Annotated in this window: 19 protein-coding genes and 2 rRNA genes (1 of these 21 only partly in view); 16 read left to right on the top strand and 5 right to left on the bottom strand. The window is 62.9% G+C overall.

Annotation, left to right across the window (positions count from 1 at the left end; genetic code table 11):
- The 8 genes from VM99_20860 to VM99_20825 form a co-directional block, all read left to right on the top strand.
- A 23S ribosomal RNA gene (locus VM99_20860) occupies positions 1 to 1,662 on the top strand; it begins 1,253 nt to the left of the window's first position.
- 120 nt (positions 1,663 to 1,782) lie between these two features.
- Positions 1,783 to 1,898, top strand: a 5S ribosomal RNA gene (locus tag VM99_20855).
- Positions 1,899 to 2,052: 154 nt separating this feature from the next.
- Positions 2,053 to 5,505 carry an exodeoxyribonuclease V subunit gamma gene (locus tag VM99_20850; GenBank protein ID AKK00402.1) on the top strand — a complete coding sequence of 1,151 codons (3,453 nt, stop codon included), beginning with the start codon at positions 2,053 to 2,055 and terminating at the stop codon, positions 5,503 to 5,505.
- Positions 5,502 to 9,191 carry an exodeoxyribonuclease V subunit beta gene (locus tag VM99_20845; GenBank protein ID AKK00401.1) on the top strand — a complete coding sequence of 1,230 codons (3,690 nt, stop codon included), beginning with the start codon at positions 5,502 to 5,504 and terminating at the stop codon, positions 9,189 to 9,191. The genes VM99_20850 and VM99_20845 overlap by 4 nt, the downstream gene beginning before the upstream one ends.
- Positions 9,188 to 11,287 (top strand): exodeoxyribonuclease V subunit alpha, encoded by a 2,100-nt coding sequence (locus VM99_20840; GenBank protein AKK00400.1) that lies wholly within the window; start codon positions 9,188 to 9,190, stop codon positions 11,285 to 11,287. Before VM99_20845 ends, VM99_20840 begins: the two co-directional genes overlap by 4 nt.
- A gap of 135 nt (positions 11,288 to 11,422) precedes the next feature.
- Positions 11,423 to 11,998 (top strand): hypothetical protein, encoded by a 576-nt coding sequence (locus VM99_20835; GenBank protein AKK00399.1) that lies wholly within the window; start codon positions 11,423 to 11,425, stop codon positions 11,996 to 11,998.
- Positions 11,995 to 13,263, top strand: a complete 1,269-nt coding sequence (locus tag VM99_20830; protein AKK00398.1) for a DeoR faimly transcriptional regulator — start codon at positions 11,995 to 11,997, stop codon at positions 13,261 to 13,263. Before VM99_20835 ends, VM99_20830 begins: the two co-directional genes overlap by 4 nt.
- 3 nt (positions 13,264 to 13,266) lie before the next feature.
- Entirely contained in the window at positions 13,267 to 13,770 is a 504-nt protein-coding gene (locus tag VM99_20825) for a membrane protein (protein ID AKK00397.1), read from the top strand.
- On the opposite strand, the gene VM99_20820 is transcribed toward VM99_20825, so the two are convergent.
- Positions 13,767 to 14,714, bottom strand: a complete 948-nt coding sequence (locus VM99_20820) for a LysR family transcriptional regulator (GenBank protein ID AKK00396.1) — start codon at positions 14,712 to 14,714, stop codon at positions 13,767 to 13,769. The genes VM99_20825 and VM99_20820 overlap by 4 nt on opposite strands.
- A 138-nt stretch (positions 14,715 to 14,852) precedes the next feature.
- On the opposite strand from VM99_20820, the gene VM99_20815 reads away from it, so the two are divergent.
- Positions 14,853 to 16,379, top strand: a complete 1,527-nt coding sequence (locus tag VM99_20815) for a methylmalonate-semialdehyde dehydrogenase (GenBank protein AKK00395.1) — start codon at positions 14,853 to 14,855, stop codon at positions 16,377 to 16,379.
- A gap of 10 nt (positions 16,380 to 16,389) precedes the next feature.
- Positions 16,390 to 17,277, top strand: coding sequence for a 3-hydroxyisobutyrate dehydrogenase (locus tag VM99_20810; GenBank protein ID AKK00394.1), 888 nt, complete (start codon positions 16,390 to 16,392; stop codon positions 17,275 to 17,277).
- A 190-nt stretch (positions 17,278 to 17,467) separates the two neighbouring features.
- Here VM99_20810 and VM99_20805 read toward each other — a convergent pair whose 3' ends face one another.
- Entirely contained in the window at positions 17,468 to 17,812 is a 345-nt protein-coding gene (locus VM99_20805) for a cupin (GenBank protein AKK00393.1), read from the bottom strand.
- 98 nt (positions 17,813 to 17,910) lie between these two features.
- Positions 17,911 to 18,792, bottom strand: coding sequence for a LysR family transcriptional regulator (locus tag VM99_20800; protein AKK00392.1), 882 nt, complete (start codon positions 18,790 to 18,792; stop codon positions 17,911 to 17,913).
- A gap of 215 nt (positions 18,793 to 19,007) precedes the next feature.
- On the opposite strand from VM99_20800, the gene VM99_20795 reads away from it, so the two are divergent.
- Positions 19,008 to 19,772: a membrane protein gene (locus tag VM99_20795; protein AKK00391.1), complete on the top strand. Its 765-nt coding sequence runs from the start codon at positions 19,008 to 19,010 to the stop codon at positions 19,770 to 19,772.
- On the opposite strand, the gene VM99_20790 is transcribed toward VM99_20795, so the two are convergent.
- A complete protein-coding gene (locus VM99_20790; GenBank protein AKK00390.1) occupies positions 19,762 to 20,076 on the bottom strand; it encodes an antibiotic biosynthesis monooxygenase in 315 nt (104 codons plus the stop codon). The genes VM99_20795 and VM99_20790 overlap by 11 nt on opposite strands.
- A gap of 199 nt (positions 20,077 to 20,275) precedes the next feature.
- Between VM99_20790 and VM99_20785 the strand changes: the two genes are divergently transcribed.
- From VM99_20785 to VM99_20775, 3 genes are all read left to right on the top strand, one after another.
- Positions 20,276 to 20,866: an NADPH quinone reductase MdaB gene (locus tag VM99_20785; protein AKK00389.1), complete on the top strand. Its 591-nt coding sequence runs from the start codon at positions 20,276 to 20,278 to the stop codon at positions 20,864 to 20,866.
- A 121-nt stretch (positions 20,867 to 20,987) separates the two neighbouring features.
- Positions 20,988 to 21,905 carry a LysR family transcriptional regulator gene (locus VM99_20780; protein ID AKK00388.1) on the top strand — a complete coding sequence of 306 codons (918 nt, stop codon included), beginning with the start codon at positions 20,988 to 20,990 and terminating at the stop codon, positions 21,903 to 21,905.
- A 95-nt stretch (positions 21,906 to 22,000) separates the two neighbouring features.
- A complete protein-coding gene (locus VM99_20775) occupies positions 22,001 to 22,894 on the top strand; it encodes an epimerase (protein ID AKK00387.1) in 894 nt (297 codons plus the stop codon).
- Between the two features lie 125 nt (positions 22,895 to 23,019).
- Here the strand turns inward: VM99_20775 and VM99_20770 are convergent, their stop codons facing one another.
- Positions 23,020 to 24,465 (bottom strand): sulfate transporter, encoded by a 1,446-nt coding sequence (locus VM99_20770; protein AKK00386.1) that lies wholly within the window; start codon positions 24,463 to 24,465, stop codon positions 23,020 to 23,022.
- A gap of 292 nt (positions 24,466 to 24,757) precedes the next feature.
- On the opposite strand from VM99_20770, the gene VM99_20765 reads away from it, so the two are divergent.
- Together VM99_20765 and VM99_20760 are read left to right on the top strand one after the other, a co-directional pair.
- Positions 24,758 to 26,107: a permease DsdX gene (locus VM99_20765; GenBank protein ID AKK00385.1), complete on the top strand. Its 1,350-nt coding sequence runs from the start codon at positions 24,758 to 24,760 to the stop codon at positions 26,105 to 26,107.
- Between the two features lie 27 nt (positions 26,108 to 26,134).
- Positions 26,135 to 26,995, top strand: coding sequence for an RpiR family transcriptional regulator (locus VM99_20760; GenBank protein ID AKK00384.1), 861 nt, complete (start codon positions 26,135 to 26,137; stop codon positions 26,993 to 26,995).

The raw sequence follows: 26,995 nt of genomic DNA, 5'->3' as shown, positions 1-26,995 counted from the left end.
GACATGAGTAACGACAATGGGTGTGAAAAACACCCACGCCGAAAGACCAAGGTTTCCTGCGCAACGTTAATCGACGCAGGGTTAGTCGGTCCCTAAGGCGAGGCTGAAAAGCGTAGTCGATGGAAAACAGGTTAATATTCCTGTACTTCTGGTTATTGCGATGGAGGGACGGAGAAGGCTAGGCCAGCTTGGCGTTGGTTGTCCAAGTTTAAGGTGGTAGGCTGAAATCTTAGGTAAATCCGGGGTTTCAAGGCCGAGAGCTGATGACGAGTTGCCTTTAGGCGACGAAGTGGTTGATGCCATGCTTCCAAGAAAAGCTTCTAAGCTTCAGATAACCAGGAACCGTACCCCAAACCGACACAGGTGGTTGGGTAGAGAATACCAAGGCGCTTGAGAGAACTCGGGTGAAGGAACTAGGCAAAATGGCACCGTAACTTCGGGAGAAGGTGCGCCGGTGAGGGTGAAGCACTTGCTGCGTAAGCCCACGCCGGTCGAAGATACCAGGCCGCTGCGACTGTTTATTAAAAACACAGCACTCTGCAAACACGAAAGTGGACGTATAGGGTGTGACGCCTGCCCGGTGCCGGAAGGTTAATTGATGGGGTTAGCTAACGCGAAGCTCTTGATCGAAGCCCCGGTAAACGGCGGCCGTAACTATAACGGTCCTAAGGTAGCGAAATTCCTTGTCGGGTAAGTTCCGACCTGCACGAATGGCGTAACGATGGCGGCGCTGTCTCCACCCGAGACTCAGTGAAATTGAAATCGCTGTGAAGATGCAGTGTATCCGCGGCTAGACGGAAAGACCCCGTGAACCTTTACTATAGCTTTGCACTGGACTTTGAATTTGCTTGTGTAGGATAGGTGGGAGGCTTTGAAGCGTGGACGCCAGTCTGCGTGGAGCCATCCTTGAAATACCACCCTGGCAACTTTGAGGTTCTAACTCAGGTCCGTTATCCGGATCGAGGACAGTGTATGGTGGGTAGTTTGACTGGGGCGGTCTCCTCCTAAAGAGTAACGGAGGAGTACGAAGGTGCGCTCAGACCGGTCGGAAATCGGTCGTAGAGTATAAAGGCAAAAGCGCGCTTGACTGCGAGACAGACACGTCGAGCAGGTACGAAAGTAGGTCTTAGTGATCCGGTGGTTCTGTATGGAAGGGCCATCGCTCAACGGATAAAAGGTACTCCGGGGATAACAGGCTGATACCGCCCAAGAGTTCATATCGACGGCGGTGTTTGGCACCTCGATGTCGGCTCATCACATCCTGGGGCTGAAGCCGGTCCCAAGGGTATGGCTGTTCGCCATTTAAAGTGGTACGCGAGCTGGGTTTAGAACGTCGTGAGACAGTTCGGTCCCTATCTGCCGTGGACGTTTGAGATTTGAGAGGGGCTGCTCCTAGTACGAGAGGACCGGAGTGGACGAACCTCTGGTGTTCCGGTTGTCACGCCAGTGGCATTGCCGGGTAGCTATGTTCGGAAAAGATAACCGCTGAAAGCATCTAAGCGGGAAACTTGCCTCAAGATGAGATCTCACTGGAGCCTTGAGCTCCCTGAAGGGCCGTCGAAGACTACGACGTTGATAGGCAGGGTGTGTAAGCGCTGTGAGGCGTTGAGCTAACCTGTACTAATTGCCCGTGAGGCTTGACCATATAACACCCAAGCAATTTGCGCTTAGAAAGCCAGATTGCGGTGTGGTGAAGACGAAACGAACCGAAAGTTTGCGGCTCACACCTGATCACATACCCGATTTGCTGGAACGCTGAAAAGCGCGCTGGCTMAAGAATTTCTTGACGACCATAGAGCATTGGAACCACCTGATCCCATCCCGAACTCAGCAGTGAAACGATGCATCGCCGATGGTAGTGTGGGGTTTCCCCATGTGAGAGTAGGTCATCGTCAAGATTAAATTCCGAAACCCCAATTGCGAAAGCAGTTGGGGTTTTGTTTTGCCCGCAGGAAAACTCTGACAACAAGCTCGGAAAGCGGGCGGCTGTCACAGCCCCCCGACAGTGCTAAGGTTCTGCCCTAGCTTTTTGCATTTTCAAGGATGCCTTTCATGCCGGACGCAACGTCCCTCAGCCCAGCGTTCATGGTGGTTCACGGGAATCGCCTGGATGAATTGCGCAGCCTGGTGATCAGCCTGATGCGGCGTTATCCGTTGGCTCCTCTTGAAAATGAAATAGCCCTGGTACAGAGCAACGGCATTGCCCAATGGCTCAAGCTGGCCTTGGCTGAGGACCCGGAGGATGACGATACGGGTGGTTGCGGTATCGCCGCTGCCATTGATGTGCAACTGCCCGGCAGCTTCATGTGGCAGCTCTACCGAACCGTCCTGGGGCGTGACGAGATTCCGGCCAAATCCTTGCTCGACAAGTCACCGTTAACCTGGCGCCTGATGCGCTTGCTGCCGCAATTGATCGAGCAACCTCATTTCGAACCGTTGCGTCGTTTCCTTACCCACGACACCGATCTGCGCAAGCGCTATCAATTGTCCGAACGCCTTGCCGACCTGTTCGACCAATACCAGGTATACCGCGCCGACTGGCTGGAAGACTGGGCTGACGGTCGACACCAGACGCGAAACGTCCGAGGGGAAATCAAACCCCTTGCACCGGAAAATTGCTGGCAGGCCGAACTGTGGCGAGCCTTGTTGGTAGACGTGGGGGAGGCCGGTATGGCGCAGAGCCGGGCCGGCGTTCACCAGCGCTACATTGAACGCATCAACAGCCTGGAGACGGCGCCCCACGGTCTGCCGGCGCGGGTCATCGTCTTTGGCATTTCGTCGTTGCCCGCCCAGGCGCTCGAGGCGCTCGCCGGGCTTTCCCGGTTCAGCCAGGTCTTGCTGTGCGTCCACAACCCGTGCCGCCACCACTGGACGGACATCGTGGCCGACAAGGACCTGCTGCGGCATCAATACAAGCGCCAGGCCCGCAAGAGCGGCATGCCCGTCGCCCTCGATCCGCAAACCCTGCATCAGCACGCCCACCCGCTCCTGGCTGCCTGGGGCAAGCAGGGGCGTGACTATATCAACCTGCTCGACAGCTACGATGATCCCAACAGCTATCGCTCGGTATTTCGCGACGGGCGTATCGACCTGTTCAGTGAAGCGAATCCCACGACGCTGCTTGGCCAGTTGCAGGATGACATCCTCGAACTGCGCCCCCTCAACGAAACCCGCGAACATTGGCCGGCTGTCGATACGGCGCAAGATGGTTCGATTCGCTTCCATGTTGCCCACAGTGCCCAGCGCGAAGTCGAGATTCTCCATGACCAGTTGCTGGCTCATTTCAGCGCGGATCCGACCCTGCGTCCCCGGGACATCATCGTCATGGTTCCTGACATCGACAGCTACGCGCCGCACATTCGCGCGGTGTTCGGCCAACTGGATCGAACCGACCCTCGCTTCATTCCCTTCACGTTGACGGATCAGGGGCAGCGCGGACGCGATCCGCTGCTGATCGCCGTGGAACATTTGCTCAAGCTGCCTGACAGTCGTTTCCCCGTCAGCGAAATCCTCGATTTGCTCGACGTCCCGGCGTTGCGTGAACGGTTCGGTATCGATGAGGCCGACCTGCCGACGTTGCACCTTTGGATCGAAGGGGCTGGTATCCGCTGGGGCATGAACGCCGAGCATCGCGCCGGGTTGGGTTTACCGGCGGAGCTTGAGCAGAATAGCTGGCGATTCGGGCTGCGCCGGATGTTGCTGGGGTATGCTGTCGGTCGCTCGGATGCTTACGAAGGCATCGAGCCCTACGATGAGATTGGCGGCCTGGACGCAGCCTTGATCGGTCCGCTTGTGGCTTTACTGGACGCACTGGAGGTCGCTCATCAGGCACTCACCCAGCCGGCCTCTCCACAGGAATGGGGAGCGCGCCTGCACGACCTCCTACAGCTGTTTTTCCAGGCGAGCAACGAACACGACGACTACCTGCTGGCCCAACTCGAAGACCTGCGTGAAACCTGGCTGGAAACCTGTGAATCGGTTGGCCTGTTGGACGAAATGCCGCTGACGGTCGTACGTGAAGCCTGGCTGGCCGGGCTGGATCAAGGCCGACTGTCCCAACGCTTTCTGGCCGGCGCGGTCAATTTCTGTACCTTGATGCCGATGCGGGCGATTCCCTTCAAGCTGGTGTGCCTGTTGGGCATGAACGATGGTGACTACCCGCGCGCCCAGCCACCCCTGGATTTCGACCTCATGGGCAGCGACTATCGTCCCGGCGATCGCTCCCGACGTGAGGATGATCGTTACCTGCTGCTGGAGGCGCTGCTTTCGGCTCGGGAAAAACTGTACATCAGTTGGGTGGGCCGCAGCATCCGTGACAACAGCGAGCGCCCCGCCTCGGTATTGATCGGCCAGTTGCGTGATCATCTGGCCAGCGGGTGGCGGTTGGTCGACGACCGCGAAACGCTGCTCGACGCACTGACCCAGGAACATCCGCTGCAACCATTCAGTGCGCGTTATTTTCATCGCGGTGATGCGCTGTTCAGCTATGCCAGCGAATGGCGAATGCTTCACGATGCCCCGGACCACACCGGCAAGCCCCAGGTGTTGGAGCCCTACATCCAGGACGAGCCCTTGGGCCTCGGCCAACTGCAGGATTTCCTGCGCAATCCGGTCCGCCATTTCTTCAGCCAGCGGCTGAAAGTATTCTTCGAGGCCATCGAAGCCCCCCTGGCCGACGACGAACCCTTCGTGCTCGACGCCCTGCAACGCTACAGCCTGAGCGACAGTTTGCTGGAGGCCGCGCTGATGCGCCTGGACCAACCGGATCTTGCCCTGAGCGCTCACGCCAGGCGGCTTCAGAACAGCGGCCTGTTGCCGATGGCCGGCTTCGGTGAGTGCATGCAACGCGAGTTGATCGAGCCCTTGCCGGACCTGCTCCAGCGTTACCAACAACTCCTGGCGCTATGGCCCACGCCGCTGACCAGCGCCGTGCAGGTCAGTGTGCAGTCGCAAGGTGTGAGCGTCGAAGGGTGGCTCAGCGGCCTGCATCAGCGAGGCGACGGCGAGGTCCTCGCGATCACGGCGATACCCAACGGCATTGGCGCCTCCAAGACGCGTAAATGGCATCGCCTGATACGTCCGTGGGTCAACCATCTTGTGGCCTGTGCCAATGGCCTGTCGCTGACGACAGCGTTGGTGGCCAGTGATGACAGCTTGTTGCTGGCTCCTTTCGAGGCGCCTGTGGCGCAACGGCTGTTGGGCGACCTGTTGCAAGCCTGGCAGGCCGGTATGCGCCAGCCGCTGCCCATTGCAGTGAAGACGGCCTTTGCCTGGCTTGGCCAGAGCGAGGTGCCCAAGGCTGAAGCGGCTGCGCGAAAAGCCTATGAAGGCGACGGGCAGACCTCTGAAGGCGAGCGACGGGAAAGCCCAGCCCTGGCTCGCCAGTTCCCGGACTTCGATGCGCTGATGGCCGACGAAACCTTTCCCGATTGGTGCGACGCGCTTTACCGGCCATTGCTCCAGGCGCCATGGGTTTCATCGGCCGGCGAGCAGGTGCGTCCATGAGTCGGCAAACACCGCTGGCCCTGGCGTTTCCGCTACGTGGCAGCCAACTGATCGAAGCCAGCGCCGGTACCGGCAAGACCTTTACCATCTCGGCGCTGTACCTGCGCCTGGTGCTCGGGCACGGTGGCCCTGCCAGCGGGTTTGGCCGTGAATTGCTTCCACCGCAAATCCTGGTGGTGACGTTTACCGACGCCGCCACCAAGGAGCTGCGCGAACGGATCCGCACTCGTCTCGCCGAAGCGGCGCGTTTCTTTCGTGACGAAATTCCCGCCCCGGATGCATTGATCGCCGAACTGCGTGATGAGTTCGACGCCGGGCAATGGCCGGGCTGCGCGAACCGTTTGGACATTGCCGCGCAGTGGATGGATGAAGCGGCCGTCTCCACCATCCATAGCTGGTGCCAGCGGATGTTGCGAGAGCATGCGTTCGACAGTGGCAGTCTATTTACCCAGACCCTGGAAACCGATCACAGCGAATTGCTTGGCGAAGTGCTGCGCGATTATTGGCGGTTGTTCTGCTACTCGATGCAGGGCGATGCATTGAATTGGGTGCGTAGCCACTGGGGAAGCCCGGCTGCGCTGCTGCCACGTGTGCGAGGGTTGTTTTCCAGCGAACGGGATAACGGTGACGGGACCGAACCGGCCGAACTCATCGCCGCGTCCTTGCAGGAGCGCAGTGCCGCCTTGCTTGATCTCAAGGCGCCCTGGCGTCAATGGGCCGTGGAGTTGCTACAGATCTGCCAGCAGGGCGTCGCCAGCAAGAGCGTCGATGGGCGCAAGATGCAGGCGCGTTATTTCGAACCATGGTTTCAGAAGATCACGGCCTGGGTCGAGGACGAAAGCCTCGAGCTGTTGGACATTGGCAGTGGCTTCACCCGGCTGACGCCCGAGGGGATGGCGGAAGCCTGGAAGGGCGAAGTGCCCAGCCACCCCGGACTGGATGCCATGGCCGGCCTCAAGGCCAGCCTGGACGCATTGCCCACACCCGATGCTGCCGTGCTGCAACATGCCGCGCAATGGGTCGGTGCGCGCTTCGAGTCCGAGAAGCGTCGTCGGGCGGAGATGGGCTTCGACGACATGCTGCTGCGTCTCGATGCAGCGTTGCAGGCCGACGGCGGTGAGCGCCTGGCGAGTCTGATTCGCGAGCAGTTTCCGGTGGCGCTGATCGATGAATTCCAGGACACGGATCCGGTTCAGTACCGGATCTTCGAGAGTATCTATCGCATCGAAGAGAACAATCCAGAAACCGGGCTGTTCCTGATCGGCGATCCGAAACAGGCGATCTATGCCTTTCGCGGGGCCGACATCTACACCTACCTGCGTGCTCGCGAGGCCACCGCTGGCCGATTGCACACGTTGGGCACGAACTTCCGCTCGAGTCATGCCATGGTGGGCGCGGTCAACCACATTTTCCTGAATGCCGAAGCTCGGCGGGAGGGCCGCGGGGCTTTTCTGTTTCGTGAGCGCTCGGGCGAGAACCCGGTGCCATTCCTGGCCGTCGAGTCCCAGGGCCGCAAGGAATCCTTGCAGATCGCCGGGCACACTGTCGCCGCCCTGAACGTCTGGCAGTTGCCTTCGGATCAACCGGTTTCCGGTGCGGTGTACCGGCAGCACATGGCGGCTGCCTGCGCCAGCCAGATCACCGCGTTGCTCAACGGCGGCCAGGCGGGGCGCGACGGCTTCAGGGGCGATGACGAGACCCTCCGCGGATTGCGCCCGGCGGACATCGCCATCCTGGTGCGCGACGGCAAGGAAGCACAGGCCGTGCGAGATCAGTTGTCCGCCCGGGGTGTGCGCAGTGTCTATCTGTCGGACAAGGACTCGGTCTTCGCTTCGCAGGAAGCACGGGACCTGCTGACCTGGCTCAAGGCCTGCGCCGAGCCGGATGTGGAGCGACCGCTGCGGGCAGCGCTGGCCAGCATCACGTTGAACCTGCCGTTGACCGAACTGGAGCGCCTCAATCAGGACGAGTTGGCCTGGGAAGCCCGGGTCATGCAATTCCGTGGCTATCGCACCGTCTGGCGTACCCAGGGCGTGCTGCCGATGTTGCGGCGCCTGCTGCATGATTTTGAGTTGCCCCAGGCGCTGATGGCGCGCAGCGATGGGGAGCGGGTGCTGACGAACCTGTTGCATCTGAGCGAGCTGTTGCAGCAGGCGGCTGGCGAACTGGATGGCGAACAGGCCCTGATCCGGCATTTATCCGAACACCTGGCGTTGTCCGGGCAGGCCGGAGAAGAACAGATCCTGCGGTTGGAAAGCGATGAGCAACTGGTCAAGGTGGTCACGATCCACAAGTCCAAGGGCCTCGAATATCCGTTGGTCTTCCTGCCTTTCATCTGCTCGACGAAACCGGTGGATGGCAGTCGATTGCCGTTGCATTACCACGACGAAGCCGGCAGGGCGCAGATCAGTCTCCAGCCCACGGCCGAATTGATTGCCAAGGCCGATGACGAGCGGTTGGCCGAGGACCTGCGGCTTCTCTACGTGGCGCTCACGCGGGCGCAACATGCCTGCTGGCTGGGCGTCGCCGATCTCAAGCGGGGCAGCAACAGCCGCTCGATCCTGCACCTCTCTGCGCTGGGCTATCTGTTGGGCGGTGGCAGCCCGCTGGCCGAATCGGTCGGGTTGAGGCGCTGGCTGGAGGACCTGCAACAAGGCAGCGATGCAGTCAGTTGCCAGGAAATGCCCCAGGCCACCGACGAGCGCTATCACCCGCCCCGCAACGAGGCGGTGTTGCTCGAACCCCTGGTGCCCGTGCGCAAAGCCAGCGAGCATTGGTGGATCGCCTCCTACAGCGCGTTGCGCATTGGCGAAGTGATGAGCGAAGGCAGCGATGCCGCGCCAGAAAATCCGCAGGCCCAGAAACTGTTCGACGATGAGCGTCTGGACCCGCAAGCCCCCAGAGAGGCCAACGCCGTGGGCGGCGATATCCACCGCTTTCCTCGGGGTCCCAACCCGGGCACTTTCCTTCACGGCCTGCTGGAGTGGGTGGCCGGAGAGGGCTTTTCTCCTGCACCCGCGGTTATCGAGGATGCGGTGGCACGACGCTGCAATCGCCGAGGCTGGAAGGGCTGGATCGCCACGCTGAGCGATTGGCTGCAGCACGTGGTCAAGACGCCTTTGCCTGTCGGCGATGGCCAGGCGCCGGTGGTGCTCGAACACCTGGCCCAGTTCCAGGTAGAGATGGAGTTCTGGTTCGCCAGCCATAAGGTCGACGTGCAAAAGCTCGACCAGTTGGTCTGCCGATTCACCCATGGCGGCGTCGCCCGTGTCGCGGCGGAGCCGGTGTTGCTCAACGGCATGTTCAAGGGTTTCATCGATTTGACGTTCGAGCACGGTGGTCGGTATTACGTGGCCGACTACAAGTCCAACTGGCTGGGTGTCGATGACACGGCCTACACCGCACAGGCCATGGAGCAATCGATCCTGGATAACCGCTATGACCTGCAATACGTGCTGTACCTGTTGGCCCTGCACCGACAGCTCAAGGCGCGGTTACCCGACTATGACTATGACCGGCACGTCGGTGGCGCGCTGTACCTGTTCCTACGCGGGACCCGCTCGGCCAGCCGTGGCGTGTATTTCACCAGGCCGCCACGGGCCTTGATCGAACAGCTCGACCGCCTGTTCCAGGGCGCGCCCGAACCCAAGGCCGAGCCCGCGTGGGTACAGGGAGAATTGCTATGAGCCGTTCCTTTGCCGACCTGCTACCCACGCCGGCCGACGACGAGCGCCTGGTCGACCTGGCCCCTTTAAGCCGGGCAGATGATCTGCTGTTGCTGCTGACGCGCTGGGTCGAGCGAGGCTGGTTGCGTGCCCTGGACAAGGCCTTCGTCGCATTCCTCCATGAATTGGCGCCGGATGACGATCCGCTGGTCCTGCTCGCCGCCGCCCTCACCAGTCACCAATTGGGCCACGGGCACGTTTGCCTGGACCTGTTTGAAACCCTCAAGGAACCGGACTTCGCACTGTCGCTGCCTCCCGAGGGCGATGCGCAGGCCGGGGCCATGCTGCTGCCCTCGCAGATACTGCGCACACTGGACGGGGCCCATTGGTGCAAGGTGCTGGCGGCCAGTCGACTGGTGGCGCTGGCGGTCGATGAGCATGAAGAAGCCCGGCAACGGCCGTTGGTGTTGTCCGGCAAACGGCTTTACCTGCGCCGCTACTGGGGCTACGAGCGCCGTATCGACGAGGCATTGCGGCAACGGCTCGCTGAGCAGGAAGCCGCGCCCGACGACCTGCGCGAGCGTCTGGACGGGCTGTTTGGGCCGGCCCATGCGGCGGGCCCGATCGATTGGCAGAAACTGGCCTGTGCCCTGGCGACCCGCGGTGCCTTCAGCATCGTGACGGGAGGGCCCGGCACGGGCAAGACCACCACGGTCGTGCGCTTGCTGGCCTTGTTGCAGGCACCGGCCGTCGAGGCGGGGAAGCCGCTGCGGATCCGCCTGGCCGCCCCGACCGGCAAGGCCGCGGCGCGCCTGACCGAGTCCATCAGCCAGCAGGTCCGCACCCTGGACGTGGCTGACGCGGTACGCGAACGCATTCCCTGTGATGTGACCACGGTCCACCGTTTGCTGGGCAGTCGTCCCGGCACCCGGCATTTCCGTCACCATGGCGGTAACCGGCTGCCGCTGGACCTGCTGGTGGTCGATGAAGCGTCCATGATCGACCTGGAGATGATGGCCAACTTGCTGGATGCGCTGCCGCCCCAGGCGCGATTGGTGTTGCTGGGGGACAAGGATCAGTTGGCCTCGGTTGAAGCAGGGGCCGTGCTGGGGGATTTGTGCCGGGACGCCGAGGACGGCTGGTATAGCCCCCGGACCCGCGCCTGGCTTGAGTCGGTCAGCGGCGAAAACCTTGCGGCCAGCGACTTGCAGCAGGACCTGGACGGTTCTCATCCCCTGGCGCAGCAAGTGGTCATGCTCAGGCATTCACGGCGTTTCGGCGAAGGCAGCGGGATCGGCCAGATGGCTCGCCAGGTCAATCAGCAGCAGCCTGAAAAAGCTCGTCAGTCATTGGTGGGCGGCCAGTATGCCGACCTGTTTTCCCTGGCGTTGACGGGGGAGCACGATGGCAAGCTCGAGCGTCTGGCGCTCGAAGGCCATGCCGGCGGGCCACAGGGCTACCGGCACTACCTGAACGTGTTGCGCGAGCGTCGCCCGGCCCCGGATCGCCCGTTGGCGGACAGCTGCTGGGCCGATTGGGCCCGGGACGTCCTGTCGGCGTTCGACGCCTTCCAGTTGCTCTGCGCCGTGCGCAAGGGCCCATGGGGCGTTGACGGCTTGAACCAGCGGGTCACCGCCGCGTTGCTCAAGGCTCGCCTGATCGAGAGCGATCACCAGTGGTATGAAGGACGCCCGGTGTTGATGACCCGCAATGACTATGGCTTGGGGTTGATGAACGGTGATATCGGAATCGCCCTCAAATTGCCCGAGCGTGCCGGGCCCGATGCCGGCAAGCAGGTCTTGCGGGTGGCCTTCCTGCGCAACGACGGCGAGGGGGGCGTGCGCTTCGTGTTGCCCAGTCGCCTGAACGATGTGGAAACCGTCTACGCCATGACCGTACACAAGTCACAGGGCTCGGAGTTCACCCACACCGCGCTGATCCTCCCGGATGCGCTGAACCCGGTATTGACCAAGGAACTGGTGTACACCGCCATTACCCGAGCCAAGCAGTGGTTCAGCCTGATCGAACCGCGTGCGGGGGTATTCGAGGAGGCGGTGCGACGCAAGGTCAAGCGCTTGAGCGGTTTGATGCTGGAACTGGAGCGGGAGACGGACTGATCTGCTGTTAGTGCGAAAGGGGGCTGACGTTGTTTTGACGCTTTTCTGTCGCAAGTCACTGTAGAACGGCTTCTCGCTGGCTTTTTGGCACTGTGCTATCGTTCCGACATTTACTGTAACGGATAGAGACTCGCCATGGTTTTGGCTGTTCGGGAGGCAATGCGCTACGGAAGCTGGAGGCATTACGTGCTCGCCAGTCTCCTGTGCCTGTTGCCGCCTGTCGTGATGGCCGAGGAACAAGTGTCGCCGAGCAAGGCCGAGCTGCGGGCCGAATCCGTGACGCAGGTGGTCCTGGGCATCCTCAGCTACGCCCGTTGGCCTGTGGAGCCTACGCAATTGGCGTTGTGCATCGTCGGGCCGACCCAGTACACCGACGACCTGATCAACGGCACTACCCAGGCCACCGGCCGGCCAGTGATCGTGCAGCGCTTGCTGGCCGACAGCCCTCGCATCGCCACCGATTGCAACGCCCTCTACATTGGTCGGCTGACCGACGATGAGCGCTCGCGGCTGTTCGCCTCGTTGATCGATAAACCCGTGCTGAGCATCAGCGAAGGCGGTGACCAGTGCACGGTTGGTAGCCTGTTCTGCCTGAGGGTCGGCGATGATCAGGTCTCGTTCGAGGTCAACCTCGACTCGGTGGCGCGCAGCGGCGTGCGCATCCATCCGAGTGTCCTGCAGTTGTCCCGCCGCCGGCCGGCAAGCCCATGAGCCCGGCCCCGACACGGATCCGCCCGACCCTGGGCTCGGTCATCGGTCGAGGTCATTTGATCGTCGCGCTGGTGGCCGTGGCCATGGCCAGCGTCTCCTTGACCCTGCTTGGGGTGCTTGCGCTGCGGGTCTACGCCGATCACAACCTGCACCTGATCGCCCGCTCGATCAACTACACCGTGGAGGCGGCGGTGGTGTTCGATGACTCGGCCGCGGCCACCGAGGCGCTGGCGCTGATTGCGACCACCGAAGAAGTGGCCGAAGCCCAGGTCTTCAATGAGCACGGTCGCCTGCTGGCGCGCTGGCAACGACCGGACACCGGATTGTTGTCTGAACTGGAAATGCACATCGCCAAGGCGTTTCTTGAAAAACCCATCAGCCTGCCGATCGTCCACCAGGGGCAGAACATTGGCAGGATCCAATTGGCGGGGCACGGTGGCAGCCTGTTGCGTTTTTTGCTCAGCGGTCTGGCGGGAATTATCGTCTGTACAGCGGTGAGTGCCGGGGTGGCACTGTACCTGGCGCGGCGCCAGTTGCGGGCGATCACCGGGCCCCTGCGCAGCCTCGCCGAAGTGGCGCACGCGGCGCGTAGCGAGCGGGCCATGGACCGACGAGTGCCGCCGGCCGCCATCGCCGAGCTGGACAACCTGGGCAACGACTTCAATGCGCTGCTCGACGAGCTTGAGTCCTGGCAGACCCATCTGCAAAGCGAGAACGAAACCCTGGCTCACCAGGCCAGCCACGACAGCCTGACCGGGTTGCCCAACCGGGCGTTCTTCGAAGGCCGGCTGATCCGCGCCTTGCGCAACGCCAGCAAACTCGACGAGCAGTTGGCGGTGCTGTACCTGGACAGCGACCGGTTCAAGGGCATCAATGACAATTTCGGCCACGCCGCCGGTGACGCGGTGCTGACGGCGGTGGCGACCCGCGTTCGGGCGCAGTTGCGTGAGGATGACCTGGTGGCGCGCCTGGGCGGCGACGAATTCGCCGTGTTGCTGGCTCCCCTGCACGATGCCGAGGACGCCGAGCGAATTGCCGAAAAGATCATCGCCTGCATGGAACTGCCGATTCAATTACCCGGAGATGCGTCGGTCCTGACTTCCCTCAGTGTCGGCATTGCCGTTTACCCCGATCATGGCGCCACCCCCGGCGCACTGCTTCATGCCGCCGATGCGGCGATGTACCAGGCCAAACGCCTCGCCCGAGGTGGGCAACACATGGCGGGGGCGGAGCACCCTGTCACTGACTTTCAAACCAGGAGCTGATTCGTGCGTGTACTTTTTCAACTTCCCTTGAGGCGGTTCGCCGCGTTCGTGTTGATCGCCGCCCTGGCCCTGACCGGCTGCCAGACCGCACCGCAGAAAGGCTTGAGCCCGGCCCAGGTTGCCGTCCTCAAGCAACAGGGGTTCGAACTGACTGACGAAGGCTGGGCCTTTGGCCTGTCGGGCAAGGTGCTGTTCGGCAGCGACGTGGAAAAGCTCAACCCGGCCAGCACCGAAATCGTCGAGCGCATCGGCAAGGCACTGTTGGGCGCCGGTATTGCGCGGGTACGGGTGGATGGCCATACCGATGCATCGGGCTCGCAAGCCTACAACGAACAACTGTCGAAGCGTCGGGCCAGCAGCGTCGGCACGGTGCTGGCAAGTGTCGGCATGCGCGAGGAAAACATCCAACTGCGCGGCCTCGGCAGCAGCAAGCCGGTCGCCTCCAACGACACGGCCAGCGGGCGCACCGAGAACCGTCGCGTCGCCATCGTGGTCATCGCCGATTAATCGGCGAACACCATCTCCCGACTCTCGCCCATCAACAACGCCTGATTGCGCTCCGTCACCTCGCGGATGTAATCCCACAGCAACGTAATCCGTTTGAGCTTGCGCAGGTCCTCGCGGCAGTACATCCAGAACTGCCGGGTGACGGTGATCTCATCCGGCAGCACCGGCAGCAGGCGCGGGTCCTGGGCGGCGAGGAAGCACGGCAGGATCGCCAGCGACCGGCCTTGTTGCGCGGCCACGAACTGGGCGATCACGCTGGTGCTGCGCAGGTGGGCGTTGGCGCCGGGGAGTACGTTGGCCAGGTAGAGCAGTTCGGAGCTGAAGGCCAGGTCATCCACGTAGCTGATGAACGAATGCCTGCTCAAGTCGGCCGGGCGCTGGATGGGCGGGTGGTTGTCGAGGTAGGGCTGGGTGGCATAGAGCTGGAGCCGGTAGTCGCAGAGTTTGCAGCACACATACGGGCCGTGTTCCGGGCGTTCGAGGGCGATGACGATGTCGGCTTCGCGCTTGGAGAGGCTGATGAAGTGCGGCAGCGGCAGGATGTCCACCGAGATGGCCGGGTAGGCGTCGACAAAATGGCTCAGTTGCGGGGTGATGAAGAAGCTGCCGAAACCTTCGGTGCAGCCCATGCGCACGTGGCCGGACAGCGCGACGCCAGAGCCGGACACCTGCTCGCACGCCATGTGCAGGGTGCTTTCGATCGATTCGGCGTAACCCAGCAGGCGCTGGCCTTCGGCGGTCAGGACAAAACCGTTGGTCCGGGATTTCTCGAACAGCAGCGTGCCTAAAGATGCCTCCAGCGAACTGATGCGTCGCGACACCGTGGTGTAGTCGACGGCCAGGCGCTTGGCTGCGGTGCTGGCCTTGCGGGTGCGGGCCACTTCGAGGAAAAACTTGAGGTCGTCCCAGTTCAGCGAGCCCAGGGAGGTGAGGTTTTTTTGCATGATGGACCGGTTTTTATGTGCGTTCTTATTAGAAGTTTGCACATCTATACTCCAAAAACGGTCTTATCACCAAGGTGTCTGTACGCCCTGGTTCCTGCTGAAGCAGCGCTCTCTATAAGAACAATCCCGGAGGCCAGCATGAATGTTTCCCTTACCCCCAGCGATACCACCCTGCAAACCGTCAAACTGCTGATCGATGGCGAGTGGGTTGAATCCCAGTCCAGCGAATGGCACGACATCGTCAACCCGGCCACCCAGCAGGTGCTGGCGAAAGTCCCCTTTGCCACGGCGGCGGAAGTCGATGCCGCCATCGCCGCTGCCCAGCACGCGTTCCAGACCTGGAAGCTGACGCCCATCGGGGCACGCATGCGCATCATGCTCAAGCTCCAGGCGTTGATCCGCGAACACTCCAAGCGTATCGCCGCCGTGCTCAGCGCCGAGCAGGGCAAGACCATCGCTGACGCCGAGGGTGACATTTTCCGTGGCCTGGAAGTGGTCGAGCACGCCTGCTCCATCGGCACCCTGCAAATGGGCGAGTTCGCCGAGAACGTCGCCGGTGGCGTCGACACCTACACCCTGCGCCAACCGATCGGGGTGTGCGCGGGCATTACGCCGTTCAACTTCCCGGCGATGATCCCGCTATGGATGTTTCCGATGGCCATCGCCTGCGGCAACACCTTCGTGCTCAAGCCCTCGGAACAGGATCCGCTGTCGACCATGCTGTTGGTGGAGCTGGCGATCGAGGCCGGTGTGCCGGCGGGCGTGCTCAATGTGGTGCACGGCGGCAAGGACGTGGTGGATGCGCTCTGCACCCACCGGGACATCCAGGCGGTGTCCTTCGTCGGCTCGACTGCGGTCGGCACCCATGTGTATGACCTGGCGGGCCGCCATGGCAAGCGCGTGCAATCGATGATGGGCGCCAAGAACCACGCGGTGGTGCTGCCGGACGCCAACCGCGAGCAAACCCTCAATGCCCTGGTCGGCGCCGGTTTCGGCGCGGCGGGCCAGCGCTGCATGGCCACCTCGGTGGTGGTGATGGTGGGCGCGGCCAGGCAGTGGTTGCCGGAGTTGAAGGCACTGGCGCAAAAACTCAAGGTCAACGCCGGCAGTGAGCCGGGCACGGACGTGGGGCCGGTGATTTCCAAGCGGGCCAAGGCACGGATCCTCGAGTTGATCGAGAGCGGCGTGCAGCAAGGGGCGAAGCTGGAACTCGACGGCCGTGACATTCGCGTGCCGGGGTTCGAGCAGGGCAATTTCGTCGGGCCGACCCTGTTTTCCGGGGTGACCACCGACATGCGCATCTACACCGAGGAAATCTTCGGGCCGGTGCTGGTGGTGCTGGAAGTCGACACCCTCGACCAGGCGATTGCCCTGGTCAACGCCAACCCGTTTGGCAACGGCACGGGCCTGTTCACCCAGAGCGGCGCGGCGGCCCGCAAGTTTCAGAGTGAGATCGACGTCGGCCAGGTGGGGATCAACATCCCGATCCCAGTGCCGGTGCCGTTCTTCAGCTTCACCGGTTCGCGGGGTTCGAAACTCGGCGACCTCGGCCCGTACGGCAAACAAGTGGTGCAGTTCTACACTCAGACCAAGACCGTTACCGCGCGCTGGTTCGATGATGACAGCGTCAATGACGGCGTGAACACCACCATCAACCTGCGTTAAGGAGCCGGACATGAACATCGCATTTATCGGCCTTGGCAACATGGGCGCCCCGATGGCGCGCAACCTGCTCAAGGCCGGCCATTCGTTGAACCTGTTCGACCTGAACCAGACGGTATTGGCCGAGCTGGCGGCGTTGGGCGGCACGATCAGCGCCTCGCCGCGCGATGCGGCCCAAGGGGCTGGACTGGTGATCACCATGTTGCCGGCCGCGGCTCATGTGCGCAGTGTCTGGCTGGGTGAAGACGGCGTACTGGCCGGGATCGCCGCCGGCACGCCCGCGGTGGATTGCAGCACCATCGATCCGCAGACCGCCCGCGAGGTCGCCGCCGCTGCCGCCAAGCAGGGCGTGGCGATGGCCGACGCACCGGTCTCGGGTGGCACCGGTGGCGCGGCGGCCGGCACGCTGACGTTCATGGTGGGCGCGAGCACAGAACTGTTCGCGACCCTGCAACCGGTGCTGGCGCAGATGGGCCGCAACATCGTGCATTGCGGCGACGTCGGCACGGGGCAGATCGCCAAGATCTGCAACAACCTGCTGCTGGGGATTTCCATGGTCGGCCTCAGCGAAGCCATGGCCCTGGGCGACGCCTTGGGCATCGACACCCAGGTGCTGGCCGGCATCATCAACAGTTCGACGGGCCGTTGCTGGAGCTCGGACACTTACAACCCATGGCCGGGCGTGATCGAAACCGCGCCGGCGTCCCGGGGTTACACCGGTGGCTTTGGCGCCGACCTGATGCTCAAGGACCTGGGCCTGGCCACCGAGGCCGCGCGACAAGCCCATCAGCCGGTGGTGCTGGGGGCGGTGGCGCAGCAGTTGTACCAGGCGATGAGCCAGCGCGGCGAGGGCGGCAAGGATTTTTCAGCGATCGTTAACAGCTATCGCAAGCCGCAGTAACGCCGTCACGACAGTTAGAGACGACTTTCGTGGCGAGGGAGCTTGCTCCCGCTCGGTTGCGCAGCAACCGCTTAAAGCAAAGGGCCGCTGCGCTGCCCAGCGGGAGCAAGCTCCCTCGCCACGGGGAAAGGTGGGTAGGCAGTCAGTACTTTGCGAGGGACCACGTCGGGTGGTTCCTCGCTTTTTTGCTTCAGGCAAAGACGAAGTATTTGCGCACGGTCTCGACCACTTCCCAGGTGCCTTTCATGCCGGGCTCGACCACAAAGATGTCACCGGCACGCAGGTGGATCGGCGCCATGCCGTCGGGGGTGATGACGCAGTAGCCTTCCTGGAAATGGCAGTATTCCCACTTCACATAATCCACCCGCCATTTGCCGGGGGTGCAGATCCAGGTGCCCATGATCTTGCTGCCGTCTTCGCTGGTGTAGGCGTTGAGGTTGACGGTGTGCGGGTCGCCTTCAAGTTTTTCCCATTTGCAGGCGTCGAGTACGGGCAGCGGATGGGTGTCGCGCAGGACGGTGATGGGTGCGGTCATGTGAGCTCCGAAAAGGGGCGGAAGAGAACCGGCACCCTAACGCGAGGCATGAATGCAAAGATGCCTGTGTTCGACACCGGGTTGTCCAGAACCGCGCTTCAACCGGCCAGATGCCGCGCCAGGGCCCTGGCATAGGCGGGCAAAGCGTCGAAGTCGCGGGCACACAGCAACAGCGCCCGGTGCGCCCAGGGCTCTTGCAGCGGGAGGCATTGATACGAAGGCTCGGGTGGGCGCCGGTCGATGGCCGCCTTCGGCACGATGGCAATGCCTGCACCATGGGCCACCATACGAATCATCCCGTCGAAACCATCGACGCGAATGCGCACTTGCATGCGTGAGCCGATGTGCAGTGCCTGCTCTTCCAGGTGGATCGCCAGGGCGCTGGATGCATTCAGGCCGACATAATCGTGGCTGAGGGTCTCGCTGAAACGTACGGCGCGACCGTCAGCCAGGGGGTGTCCGGTCGGTAGGATCAATACCAGCGGATCGTCCCGAAAAGGCCAGGTCTGAAGGCCATCGGTGTCCACTGCGTCGGAAACGATCCCGAGGTCTGCCGCGCCTTGGCGCAGCGCATGGGTGATCCGTGAGCTGGGCAATTCCTGCAGGTCAATGTCGAGGTTGAGATGGGCCTGGAGAAAATCGGCCAACAGCTCGGGCAGGTATTCGGTCATGGCGCTGGTATTGCACAGCAACCGCACCCGGCCTTTGACGCCCTTGGCGTATTCGGCCAGGTCTTGTTGCAGGCGTTCGGCCTGTTGCAGCAAGACTCGGGCATGCTGGGCCAGGGCTTTGCCTGCGGGAGTCGGCGTCACGCCGCGCCGGCCGCGTTCGAGCAGGTCGATGCCCAGGGACGCCTCCATGGCCCGGACGCGAGCACTGGCCGCCGCCAGCGACAAATGGCTACGAGCCGCACCGGCGGTGATGTTGCCGGTGTCGAGGGTGTTCAGGTAGAGGCGCAGGTCGGTGAGGTCGAAGTGCATGGAAGGGGTCCTGTCTCGAATACTGCGGTGTTGGGTATGCCGCCTTCGCGGGCAAGCACGCTCCCACCGTTTGAAATGCGTTCCGCAGTGGGGAGCGGGCTTGCTCGCGAAGGCGCCAGTGGCACCCCACAAGGTTTTCAGCCTCTTGCGCGAAGAGAGGCTGCCTCAGTATATGGCAGATTTAAAACCTGTCCTCCAGGGCTCACCATGGCCCCATGAACACACTCATCGCTTTCTATCAGAACCTTGGTCCGGCCCTTTCTTTATTGGTCATGGTCACCTTCTTGCTGGCTGGCACCCTCAAGGGCGTCATCGGCCTCGGCTTGCCGACCCTTTCCATGGGCTTGCTCGGGCTGGCTATGGCGCCGACGCAGGCTGCGGCGCTGCTGGTCATTCCGGCGACCCTGACCAACGTCTGGCAACTGGCGTTTGGTGGGCACCTGCGAGCGTTGATCCGGCGATTGTGGCCGTTGCTCCTGGCGATAGGCCTGGGCACCGGGCTCGGTACGCTGTGGATCGGCATGACGGGCGGGGCGTGGGTCGTGCGTGCCTTGGGCGGAGCCTTGTTGCTGTATGCACTGGCCGGGCTGTTGCTGCCGACGCTGCGGGTGGGGGCTGGTGTCGAGCCGTGGCTCGGCCCGCTGTGCGGAATGATCACCGGCGTCATCACCAGCGCCACCGGGGTGTTCGTGATTCCGGCGGTGCCTTATCTGCAAGCCTTGGGCTTGGACAAGGATGAGCTGGTGCAGGCCCTGGGCCTGTCGTTCACGGTCTCGACCCTGGCCCTGGCCGCCGGCCTGTTCTGGCGCGACGCCCTGGGCGTGGGTGAGATGAGCGCTTCATTGCTGGCGTTGTTGCCGGCGCTGCTGGGCATGTGGCTGGGGCAATGGTTGCGCCAGCGGATCAACGCCGTGTTGTTCAAGCGTGTGTTCTTCGTGGGCCTCGGGGTGCTCGGCGGCCATCTGCTGATCAGCGGCTAGCCGAGGATGGGCTGAGCATGTCGATGCGACGGATCTCGAAGTCGCGCTCCAGGTAATCCATGCGCTGCGCGAAGAATTGCTGCATGTGCGGCAGGTTCGAGTGCACGTCCAGGTGTGCCTGGGAGGCCCACACCTCGTAGAAGATAAACAGCGTGGGGTCCTGCTGGTCCCGCAGCATGTGGTATTCGATGCAGCCGGGTTCGGCGCGGCTCGGTTCGACATAGGCGCGAAACAGTGCTTCGAAGGCGTCGGCTTTTTCCGGGCGGGTCTTGGCGTGAAGGATGAAAGCGTGTTGCTCGCTCATCGCGTGGCTCCTGGAATGAATTTCGGTGCAGGAGTCTAAGGCAACAATCTGTGGTTGATTCGTGCGTTTGCGTCAAATCAGTTTTGCCGGTGCGGGGCTTATTCCGCGCGAGGTGCCTCGGTAGTCTGCCGCCATCATTTTCAACCTTCTCCTTCGGCAGCCTTCGAGGCGGTGCCGTGGAACCCGAATGAGGCGCTCCATGAAAAAAGTCCTGTTGCTCAACGGCGGCAAACAATTCGCCCACTCCGATGGTCGCTACAACGCCACCCTTCACGACACGGCGCTCAGCGTGCTGGACCGTGGCGGCCTGGATGTGAAGACCACGTTCATCGACGGCGGCTACGACATCCAGGAAGAGGTGGCCAAGTTCCTCTGGGCCGACGTGATCATCTACCAGATGCCCGGCTGGTGGATGGGCGCGCCGTGGACCGTGAAAAAATACATCGACGAAGTCTTCACCGAGGGCCATGGCAGCCTTTATGCCAGCGACGGTCGAACCCGCTCCGACGCCTCTCAGAAGTACGGCAGCGGTGGCCTGATACAAGGCAAACAATACCTGTTGTCCCTGACCTGGAACGCCCCGCAACAGGCCTTCGACGACCCCACCGACTTCTTCGAGGCCAAAGGTGTGGACGCGGTGTATTTCCCCTTCCACAAGGCCAATCAGTTCCTCGGCATGACCGCGCTGCCGACGTTCCTGTGCGTGGACGTGATGAAGCGCCCGAACATCGAGGCGGATGTGGCGCGGTATGAGCAGCATCTGGTTGAGGTGTTCGGTCTGAAGGCTTGACCTTCCTTTCCCTACGCATCCCGTTACTATCCTGTGGCAATGGATTTGCCTGTGGCGAGGGGATAAATCCCCTCGCCACAGATAGATCCTTGCCACAACAGCTCAGTCGACAGGGGGATACGTGAAAGCCAGATCCGACGAACTGCAGATCTTCGTCTGCGTCATCGAGTGCGGGTCGATTTCCGCCGCCGCCGAGCAGGTCGGGCAAACGCCGTCGGCGGTCAGCCGCACGTTGTCGCGCCTGGAAGCCAAGCTCGAGACCACGCTGATCAACCGCACCACGCGGCGCATGGATCTGACGGAGGAGGGCAAGTATTTCTTCGAGCAGGCCAAGGGCATTCTCGACCAGATGGACGAACTGGAAGAGCGTCTGTCGTCGCGCCAGAAAAACCCCGCCGGGCGCTTGCGGATCAACGCCGCGTCGCCGTTCATGCTCCACGCCATCGTCCCTCACATCGAAGAGTTCCGCAGCCTTTACCCGGACATCCAGCTTGAACTCAACAGCAATGACTTGATCATCGATTTGCTGGAGCAAAGCACCGACGTCGCCATTCGCATCGGCACCCTCACCGACTCGACGCTGCACGCCCGCTCGCTGGGTTGCAGCCCGCTGCACATCCTGGCGAGCCCGGCTTACCTGAAGCGACACGGTACTCCCGCCAGCGTCGCTGAACTGGCGGAGCATGCGTTGCTGGGATTTGCCCAGAACGAAGGGCTCAACCGGTGGCCGTTGCGCCATGTGCACGGCGACCGCTGGCCGATCCAGCCGCTCATCAGCGCTTCCAGTGGCGAAACAGTGCGGCACCTGGCGCTGGAAGGCCAGGGCATTGCCTGCCTGTCGGACTTCATGACCCGTGACGACATCCGTACCGGCCGGTTGAAGGTGCTGCTGGCGGAGGCCAACAGCGGCTACCGCCAGCCGATTCATGCGGTGTACTACCGCAACTCCCAACTGGCGTTGCGGATCCAGTGCTTTCTCGATTTCATCCAAGGCAAGCTCGCCGACTACGCCTCGCGGGAATTCAAGGGCGATTCGTGACTCCAGGACAAGAGTGATTTGGGCAAGGCGGTCTGTTTCCCCCGGCAGCCGTCCTCGATACTCGTCCCATCACTTATCTGGCCAAGGAGTTTGACATGAACGTATTCATCACCGGCGCCGCCGGTTTCATCGGCGGTTCCATCGCCACCGGTTTGGTTCGCGCCGGGCATCGAGTCACCGGGTTGGTGCGCAACGCCGAGCAGGCGAGCGAACTGACTGCGCTGGGCATCGAGCCGGTGATCGGCACCCTTGACGACAGCGCGCTGCTGGCCGAGCAGGCCCGTGCCGCCGACGCGGTGATCAACGCCGCCAGCAGTGACCACCGCGGGGCGGTCGAAGCCTTGATCGACGGGCTCAAGGGCTCGAACAAGGTGCTGCTGCACACCAGCGGTTCGAGCATTGTCGGCGACGCTTCGGGCGGGCATCACAGCGATGAGATCTACCAGGAAAACCACTTGCCGCAGCCCACTGCCGACAAGGCCGCGCGTGTCGCGATCGATACGCTGGTGCTGGACGCCGCCAGGCAGGGCGTGAATTCGGCGGTGATCTGCAACACCCTGATCTACGGCCACAGCCTGGGCGTCAGGCGCGACAGCGTGCAATTGCCTCGCTTGCTCAAGCAAGCGCGCAAGAGCGGGGTGGTGCGGCATGTCGGGCCGGGGCAGAACATCTGGTCCAACGTGCACATCGAAGACGTGGTCCAGTTGTACACACTGGCCCTGAGCCGCAATGTGCCGGGCACGTTCTACTTCGTCGAAAGCGGCGAGGCCTCGTTCATCGACATGACCACCGCCATGGCCCAGGCCCTTGGCCTCGGGCAGCCACAGGACTGGCCATTGGCCGAGGCCGAGGCCGAATGGGGCTACGAAATGGCCAACTACGGCCTGGGCTCCAACAGCCGCGTGCGTGGCCGCAATGCTCGTGAACTGCTGGGCTGGGTGCCGAAGCGGACGTCGGTGGTGGAGTGGATACGCAACGAGATGGTGTGAACGATCCCCTGCTTGTGGGAGCGAGCGTGCTCGCGAAGCGGTGTGCCGGTCGACATCGAGGTTGGCTGGGTCGGCGCCTTCGCGAGCAAGCTCGCTCCCACAAGGGTTTGTGGGAAGCTTGATGCTCAGTCGTGATGCGCATCCGCGCGCTTGAGCATCTGCTTGCATCGCTCGGAGAGGTGGAACACCCGCAGGTGCTTGCCGGCCTTGCTGTAGCGCTCGCGCAGGGTCATGAGCGCGGCGATGGCCGAGTAGTCGACGAAGCGCAGGTGGCGGCAGTCCAGGGTGACCTGGGCCGGGTCGTTGGCCGGGTCGAACTGGTTGAGGAACGGTGTGGTCGAGGCGAAGAACAAGGTGCCGTGCAGGCGGTAGAGCTTGCTGCCGTCGGCTTCCAGGTGCGTGTCGGCGTACAACTCCCGCGCTTGCTGCCAGGCAAAGTTCAGCGCGGCGATGATGATGCCGCAGAGCACGGCGACGGCCAGGTCGGTGAACACGGTGATGAGGGTCACCGCGATGATCACCAGCACATCGTTGACCGGCACCTTGTTGAGCACCCGCAGCGAGGCCCAGGCAAACGTCTGCTGCGACACCACGAACATCACGCCCACCAGCGCGGCGAGCGGGATGCGCTCGATCAGCGGTGACAGGAACAACACGAACAGCAACACCATCACCCCGGCCACCACGCCCGACAGGCGCCCGCGTCCGCCGGAGCTGAGGTTGATCACCGTCTGGCCGATCATCGCGCAACCGCCCATGCCGCCGAACAGGCCCGAGACGATGTTCGAGGCGCCCAGGGCCACGCATTCACGGTCCGGGTAACCGCGGCTCTCGGTGATTTCGTCGGTCATGTTCAGTGTCAGCAGGGTTTCCAGTAGGCCTACCATGGCCATGATCACGGCGTAGGGGGCGATGATCTGCAGGGTTTGAAGGTTCCAGGGAATGTCCGGCCAGGCGAGGCTTGGCAAACCGCCGGCGATGTGGGCCATGTCGCCCAGGGTGCGGGTGGGCAGGCCGAGCAGGTAGACCGCCAGGCCGACACCCAGGATCGCCACCAGGGCCGGTGGTACGCTGCGGGTCAGGCGCGGCAACAGGTAGACGATGGCCATGGTCAGTGCCACCAGGCCCGCCATCAGGTACAGCGCTGTACCGCTCAGCCAGGTGCCGCCACTCTTGAAGTGTTCCAGCTGGGCCAGTGCGATCACGATCGCCAGGCCGTTGACGAAACCGAGCATCACCGGGTGCGGCACCATGCGCACCAGCTTGCCCAGCCGCAACAGCCCAAACGCCATCATGATCACCCCGCCCAATAGCACGGTGGCCAGCAGGTACTGCACGCCGTGCTGCACCACCAGGGCGACAATCACCACGGCCATCGACCCCGCCGCGCCGGACACCATGCCCGGACGCCCGCCGAACAGGGCGGTGAGGGTGCAGAGGATGAACGCGCCGTAGAGCCCCATCAGTGGATTGAGGTGAGCAACCAGGGCGAAGGCGATGCATTCGGGAAGCAAGGCGAAAGACGTGGTGAGGCCGGCGAGGACGTCGGCGCGAGGGCGTGCTGGTTTCATGATTTACCTGACAGGGCACCGATTGAGGCTCGGCGGCCGGGGGACGTGGTGCAAAAACAGGGGCGGATGGTACGCAATTGCCGGGCGCAAGAACAGTGAACCTGAGGGCGCCGGCGCTGCTTGCACAGGAATGAAAGTTTCACAGCGGATTTTCATCAGGCCTGCCGGGCGATGTCCCTGGGCGACACTTCTTGTCTGTGCACGAAAATGACTTTCAGAATGTTTGAAGAATTCTCCTTGAAATGATTTATGAGTTTCACAACTCGACGTGACCCTGTTCAAGGAGTACCGCATGGCCCCTGCTTTCGGATACTGGCTGCTGGTCTATGCGGCCATCGCCATCATTGCGCTGATCGTGCTGATCGCCCGTTACCGGCTCAATCCGTTCATCGTGATCACGCTGGTGTCCATCGGCCTGGCGTTGCTGGCGGGGATGCCGCCGTCGGGCGTGGTGGGGGCCTATGAGGCCGGAGTCGGCAAGACGCTGGGGCACATTGCGCTGGTGGTGGCCCTGGGCACGATGCTCGGCAAAATGATGGCCGAGTCCGGCGGGGCGGAGCGGCTGGCGCAGACGCTGATCGAACGCTTCGGCGAGCGCAACGCCCATTGGGCGATGGTGTGCATCGCCTTCCTGGTGGGGCTGCCGTTGTTCTTCGAAGTCGGTTTCGTGCTGCTGGTGCCCATTGCCTTCACCATCGCCCGGCGCGTGGGGGTGTCGATCCTGATGGTGGGGTTGCCGATGGTTGCCGGGCTTTCGGTGGTCCATGCCCTGGTGCCGCCGCATCCGGCGGCGATGCTGGCGGTGCAGGCGTTCCAGGCCTCCGTGGGACAGACCCTGCTGTATGCGATCCTGATTGGCATCCCCACCGCGATCATCGCCGGGCCGCTCTATGCGAAATTCATCGTGCCGCGCATCCCGTTGCCGGCGGAAAACCCGCTGGAGCGGCAGTTTCTCGACCGCGAACCCCGCGCCCGGTTGCCGGGGTTCGGCATCACCCTGGGGACGATCCTGCTGCCGGTGATCCTGATGCTGATCGGCGGTTGGGCCAACCTGATTTCCACGCCGGGCAGCGGTTTCAACCAGTTCCTGCTGTTCATTGGCAACTCGGTGATTGCCTTGCTGCTGGCGACCCTCCTCAGTTTCTGGACCCTCGGCCTGGCCCAGGGCTTCAACCGCGAATCGATCCTCAAATTCACCAACGAATGCCTGGCACCGACGGCGAGCATCACCTTGCTGGTGGGCGCCGGCGGCGGCTTGAACCGGATCCTGGTGGACGCCGGGGTCACCCAGCAGATCGTCGGCCTGGCCCAGGCGTTCCAGTTGTCGCCACTGGTCATGGGCTGGCTGTTCGCGGCCTTGATGCGCGTCGCCACGGGGTCGGCCACGGTGGCGATGACCACGGCCTCGGGTATCGTCGCGCCCGTGGCGATCAGCCTCGGCTACCCGCACCCCGAGCTGCTGGTGCTGGCCACCGGGGCCGGGTCGGTTATCTTTTCCCACGTGAATGACGGCGGCTTCTGGCTGATCAAGGAATACTTCAATATGACCGTTGCCCAGACCTTCAAGACCTGGACGGTGCTCGAAACCCTGATTTCCCTGGTCGCCTTCGGCCTGACCCTCGGGCTTGCGCGTTTGCTCTGAGCGTTACGCACCCACACAGGAGCCCCCATGGACATCCTCTACCAGATCCGCGCTCGCCAGGATTCCTTCAGTGCCGGCGAAGGCCGAATCGCCCGGCTGATGCTCGACGACGTCGGCTTTGCCGCCTCCGCCAGCCTGGACGAACTGGCCCGGCGCGCCGACGTCAGCAGCGCCACGCTGTCACGGTTTGCCCGTAGCGTCGGTTGTCGCGACCTGCGGGACCTGCGCCTGCAACTGGCCCAGGCCAGCGGTGTCGGCAGCCGGTTTCTCGACCCGGCGGGCGCGCCTGAGCAATCGGCGTTCTATGGGCAGATTGTCGGCGACATCGAGTCCACGTTGCGCCAGCACCTCTCGGCATTCGAAGAAACGCGGTTCGCCGATGCCGTGCGGATGCTGGGCAAGGCGCGGATGATCCATGCGTTCGGGCTCGGCGGCTGGTCGGCGCTGTGTTGCGAAGAGTTGCAGGTGCGCCTGGTGCGTTTCGGCTACCCGATTGCCGCGTGCCGCGATCCGGTGATGATGCGCATCACCGCCACCTCGCTCAGCGAAGCCCATCTGGTCATCGCCTGCTCGCTCACCGGCATCACCCCGGAACTGCTCGATGCCGTTGAACTGGCCCGCGGCTATGGCGCGCCGATCCTGGCCATTACCCGAGCCGACTCGCCGCTGGCCCAACTGGCCGATGGGGTGCTGCCCCTGCAAGGCGCCGAAACCTCGTTCATCTACAAACCCACGGCAGCGCGCTACGGCATGCTGCTGGCCATCGACGTGCTCGCCACCGAGCTTGCCCTGGCCCACCCCGAAGACAATCAAGAGCGCCTGCGGCGAGTCAAACTCGCGCTGGACGACTACCGTGGCGGCGACGACGACCTGCCGCTGGGAGACTGA

Origin of the sequence: Pseudomonas chlororaphis, from assembly GCA_001023535.1 — a bacterium.
Taxonomy (GTDB): Bacteria; Pseudomonadota; Gammaproteobacteria; order Pseudomonadales; family Pseudomonadaceae; genus Aquipseudomonas; species Aquipseudomonas chlororaphis_E.
This window is presented reverse-complemented; position numbering and strand designations above follow the sequence as displayed.

Excerpts from the sequence above, each read along its gene's own strand:
- VM99_20850 (AKK00402.1), top strand. The coding sequence starts at position 2,053 with ATGCCGGACGCAACGTCCCTCAGCCCAGCGTTCATGGTGGTTCACGGG.
- VM99_20845 (AKK00401.1), top strand. The coding sequence starts at position 5,502 with ATGAGTCGGCAAACACCGCTGGCCCTGGCGTTTCCGCTACGTGGCAGC.
- VM99_20840 (AKK00400.1), top strand. The coding sequence starts at position 9,188 with ATGAGCCGTTCCTTTGCCGACCTGCTACCCACGCCGGCCGACGACGAG.
- VM99_20835 (AKK00399.1), top strand. The coding sequence starts at position 11,423 with ATGGTTTTGGCTGTTCGGGAGGCAATGCGCTACGGAAGCTGGAGGCAT.
- VM99_20830 (AKK00398.1), top strand. The coding sequence starts at position 11,995 with ATGAGCCCGGCCCCGACACGGATCCGCCCGACCCTGGGCTCGGTCATC.
- VM99_20820 (AKK00396.1), bottom strand. The coding sequence starts at position 14,714 with ATGCAAAAAAACCTCACCTCCCTGGGCTCGCTGAACTGGGACGACCTC.
- VM99_20815 (AKK00395.1), top strand. The coding sequence starts at position 14,853 with ATGAATGTTTCCCTTACCCCCAGCGATACCACCCTGCAAACCGTCAAA.
- VM99_20810 (AKK00394.1), top strand. The coding sequence starts at position 16,390 with ATGAACATCGCATTTATCGGCCTTGGCAACATGGGCGCCCCGATGGCG.
- VM99_20805 (AKK00393.1), bottom strand. The coding sequence starts at position 17,812 with ATGACCGCACCCATCACCGTCCTGCGCGACACCCATCCGCTGCCCGTA.
- VM99_20800 (AKK00392.1), bottom strand. The coding sequence starts at position 18,792 with ATGCACTTCGACCTCACCGACCTGCGCCTCTACCTGAACACCCTCGAC.
- VM99_20795 (AKK00391.1), top strand. The coding sequence starts at position 19,008 with ATGAACACACTCATCGCTTTCTATCAGAACCTTGGTCCGGCCCTTTCT.
- VM99_20790 (AKK00390.1), bottom strand. The coding sequence starts at position 20,076 with ATGAGCGAGCAACACGCTTTCATCCTTCACGCCAAGACCCGCCCGGAA.
- VM99_20785 (AKK00389.1), top strand. The coding sequence starts at position 20,276 with ATGAAAAAAGTCCTGTTGCTCAACGGCGGCAAACAATTCGCCCACTCC.
- VM99_20775 (AKK00387.1), top strand. The coding sequence starts at position 22,001 with ATGAACGTATTCATCACCGGCGCCGCCGGTTTCATCGGCGGTTCCATC.
- VM99_20770 (AKK00386.1), bottom strand. The coding sequence starts at position 24,465 with ATGAAACCAGCACGCCCTCGCGCCGACGTCCTCGCCGGCCTCACCACG.
- VM99_20765 (AKK00385.1), top strand. The coding sequence starts at position 24,758 with ATGGCCCCTGCTTTCGGATACTGGCTGCTGGTCTATGCGGCCATCGCC.
- VM99_20760 (AKK00384.1), top strand. The coding sequence starts at position 26,135 with ATGGACATCCTCTACCAGATCCGCGCTCGCCAGGATTCCTTCAGTGCC.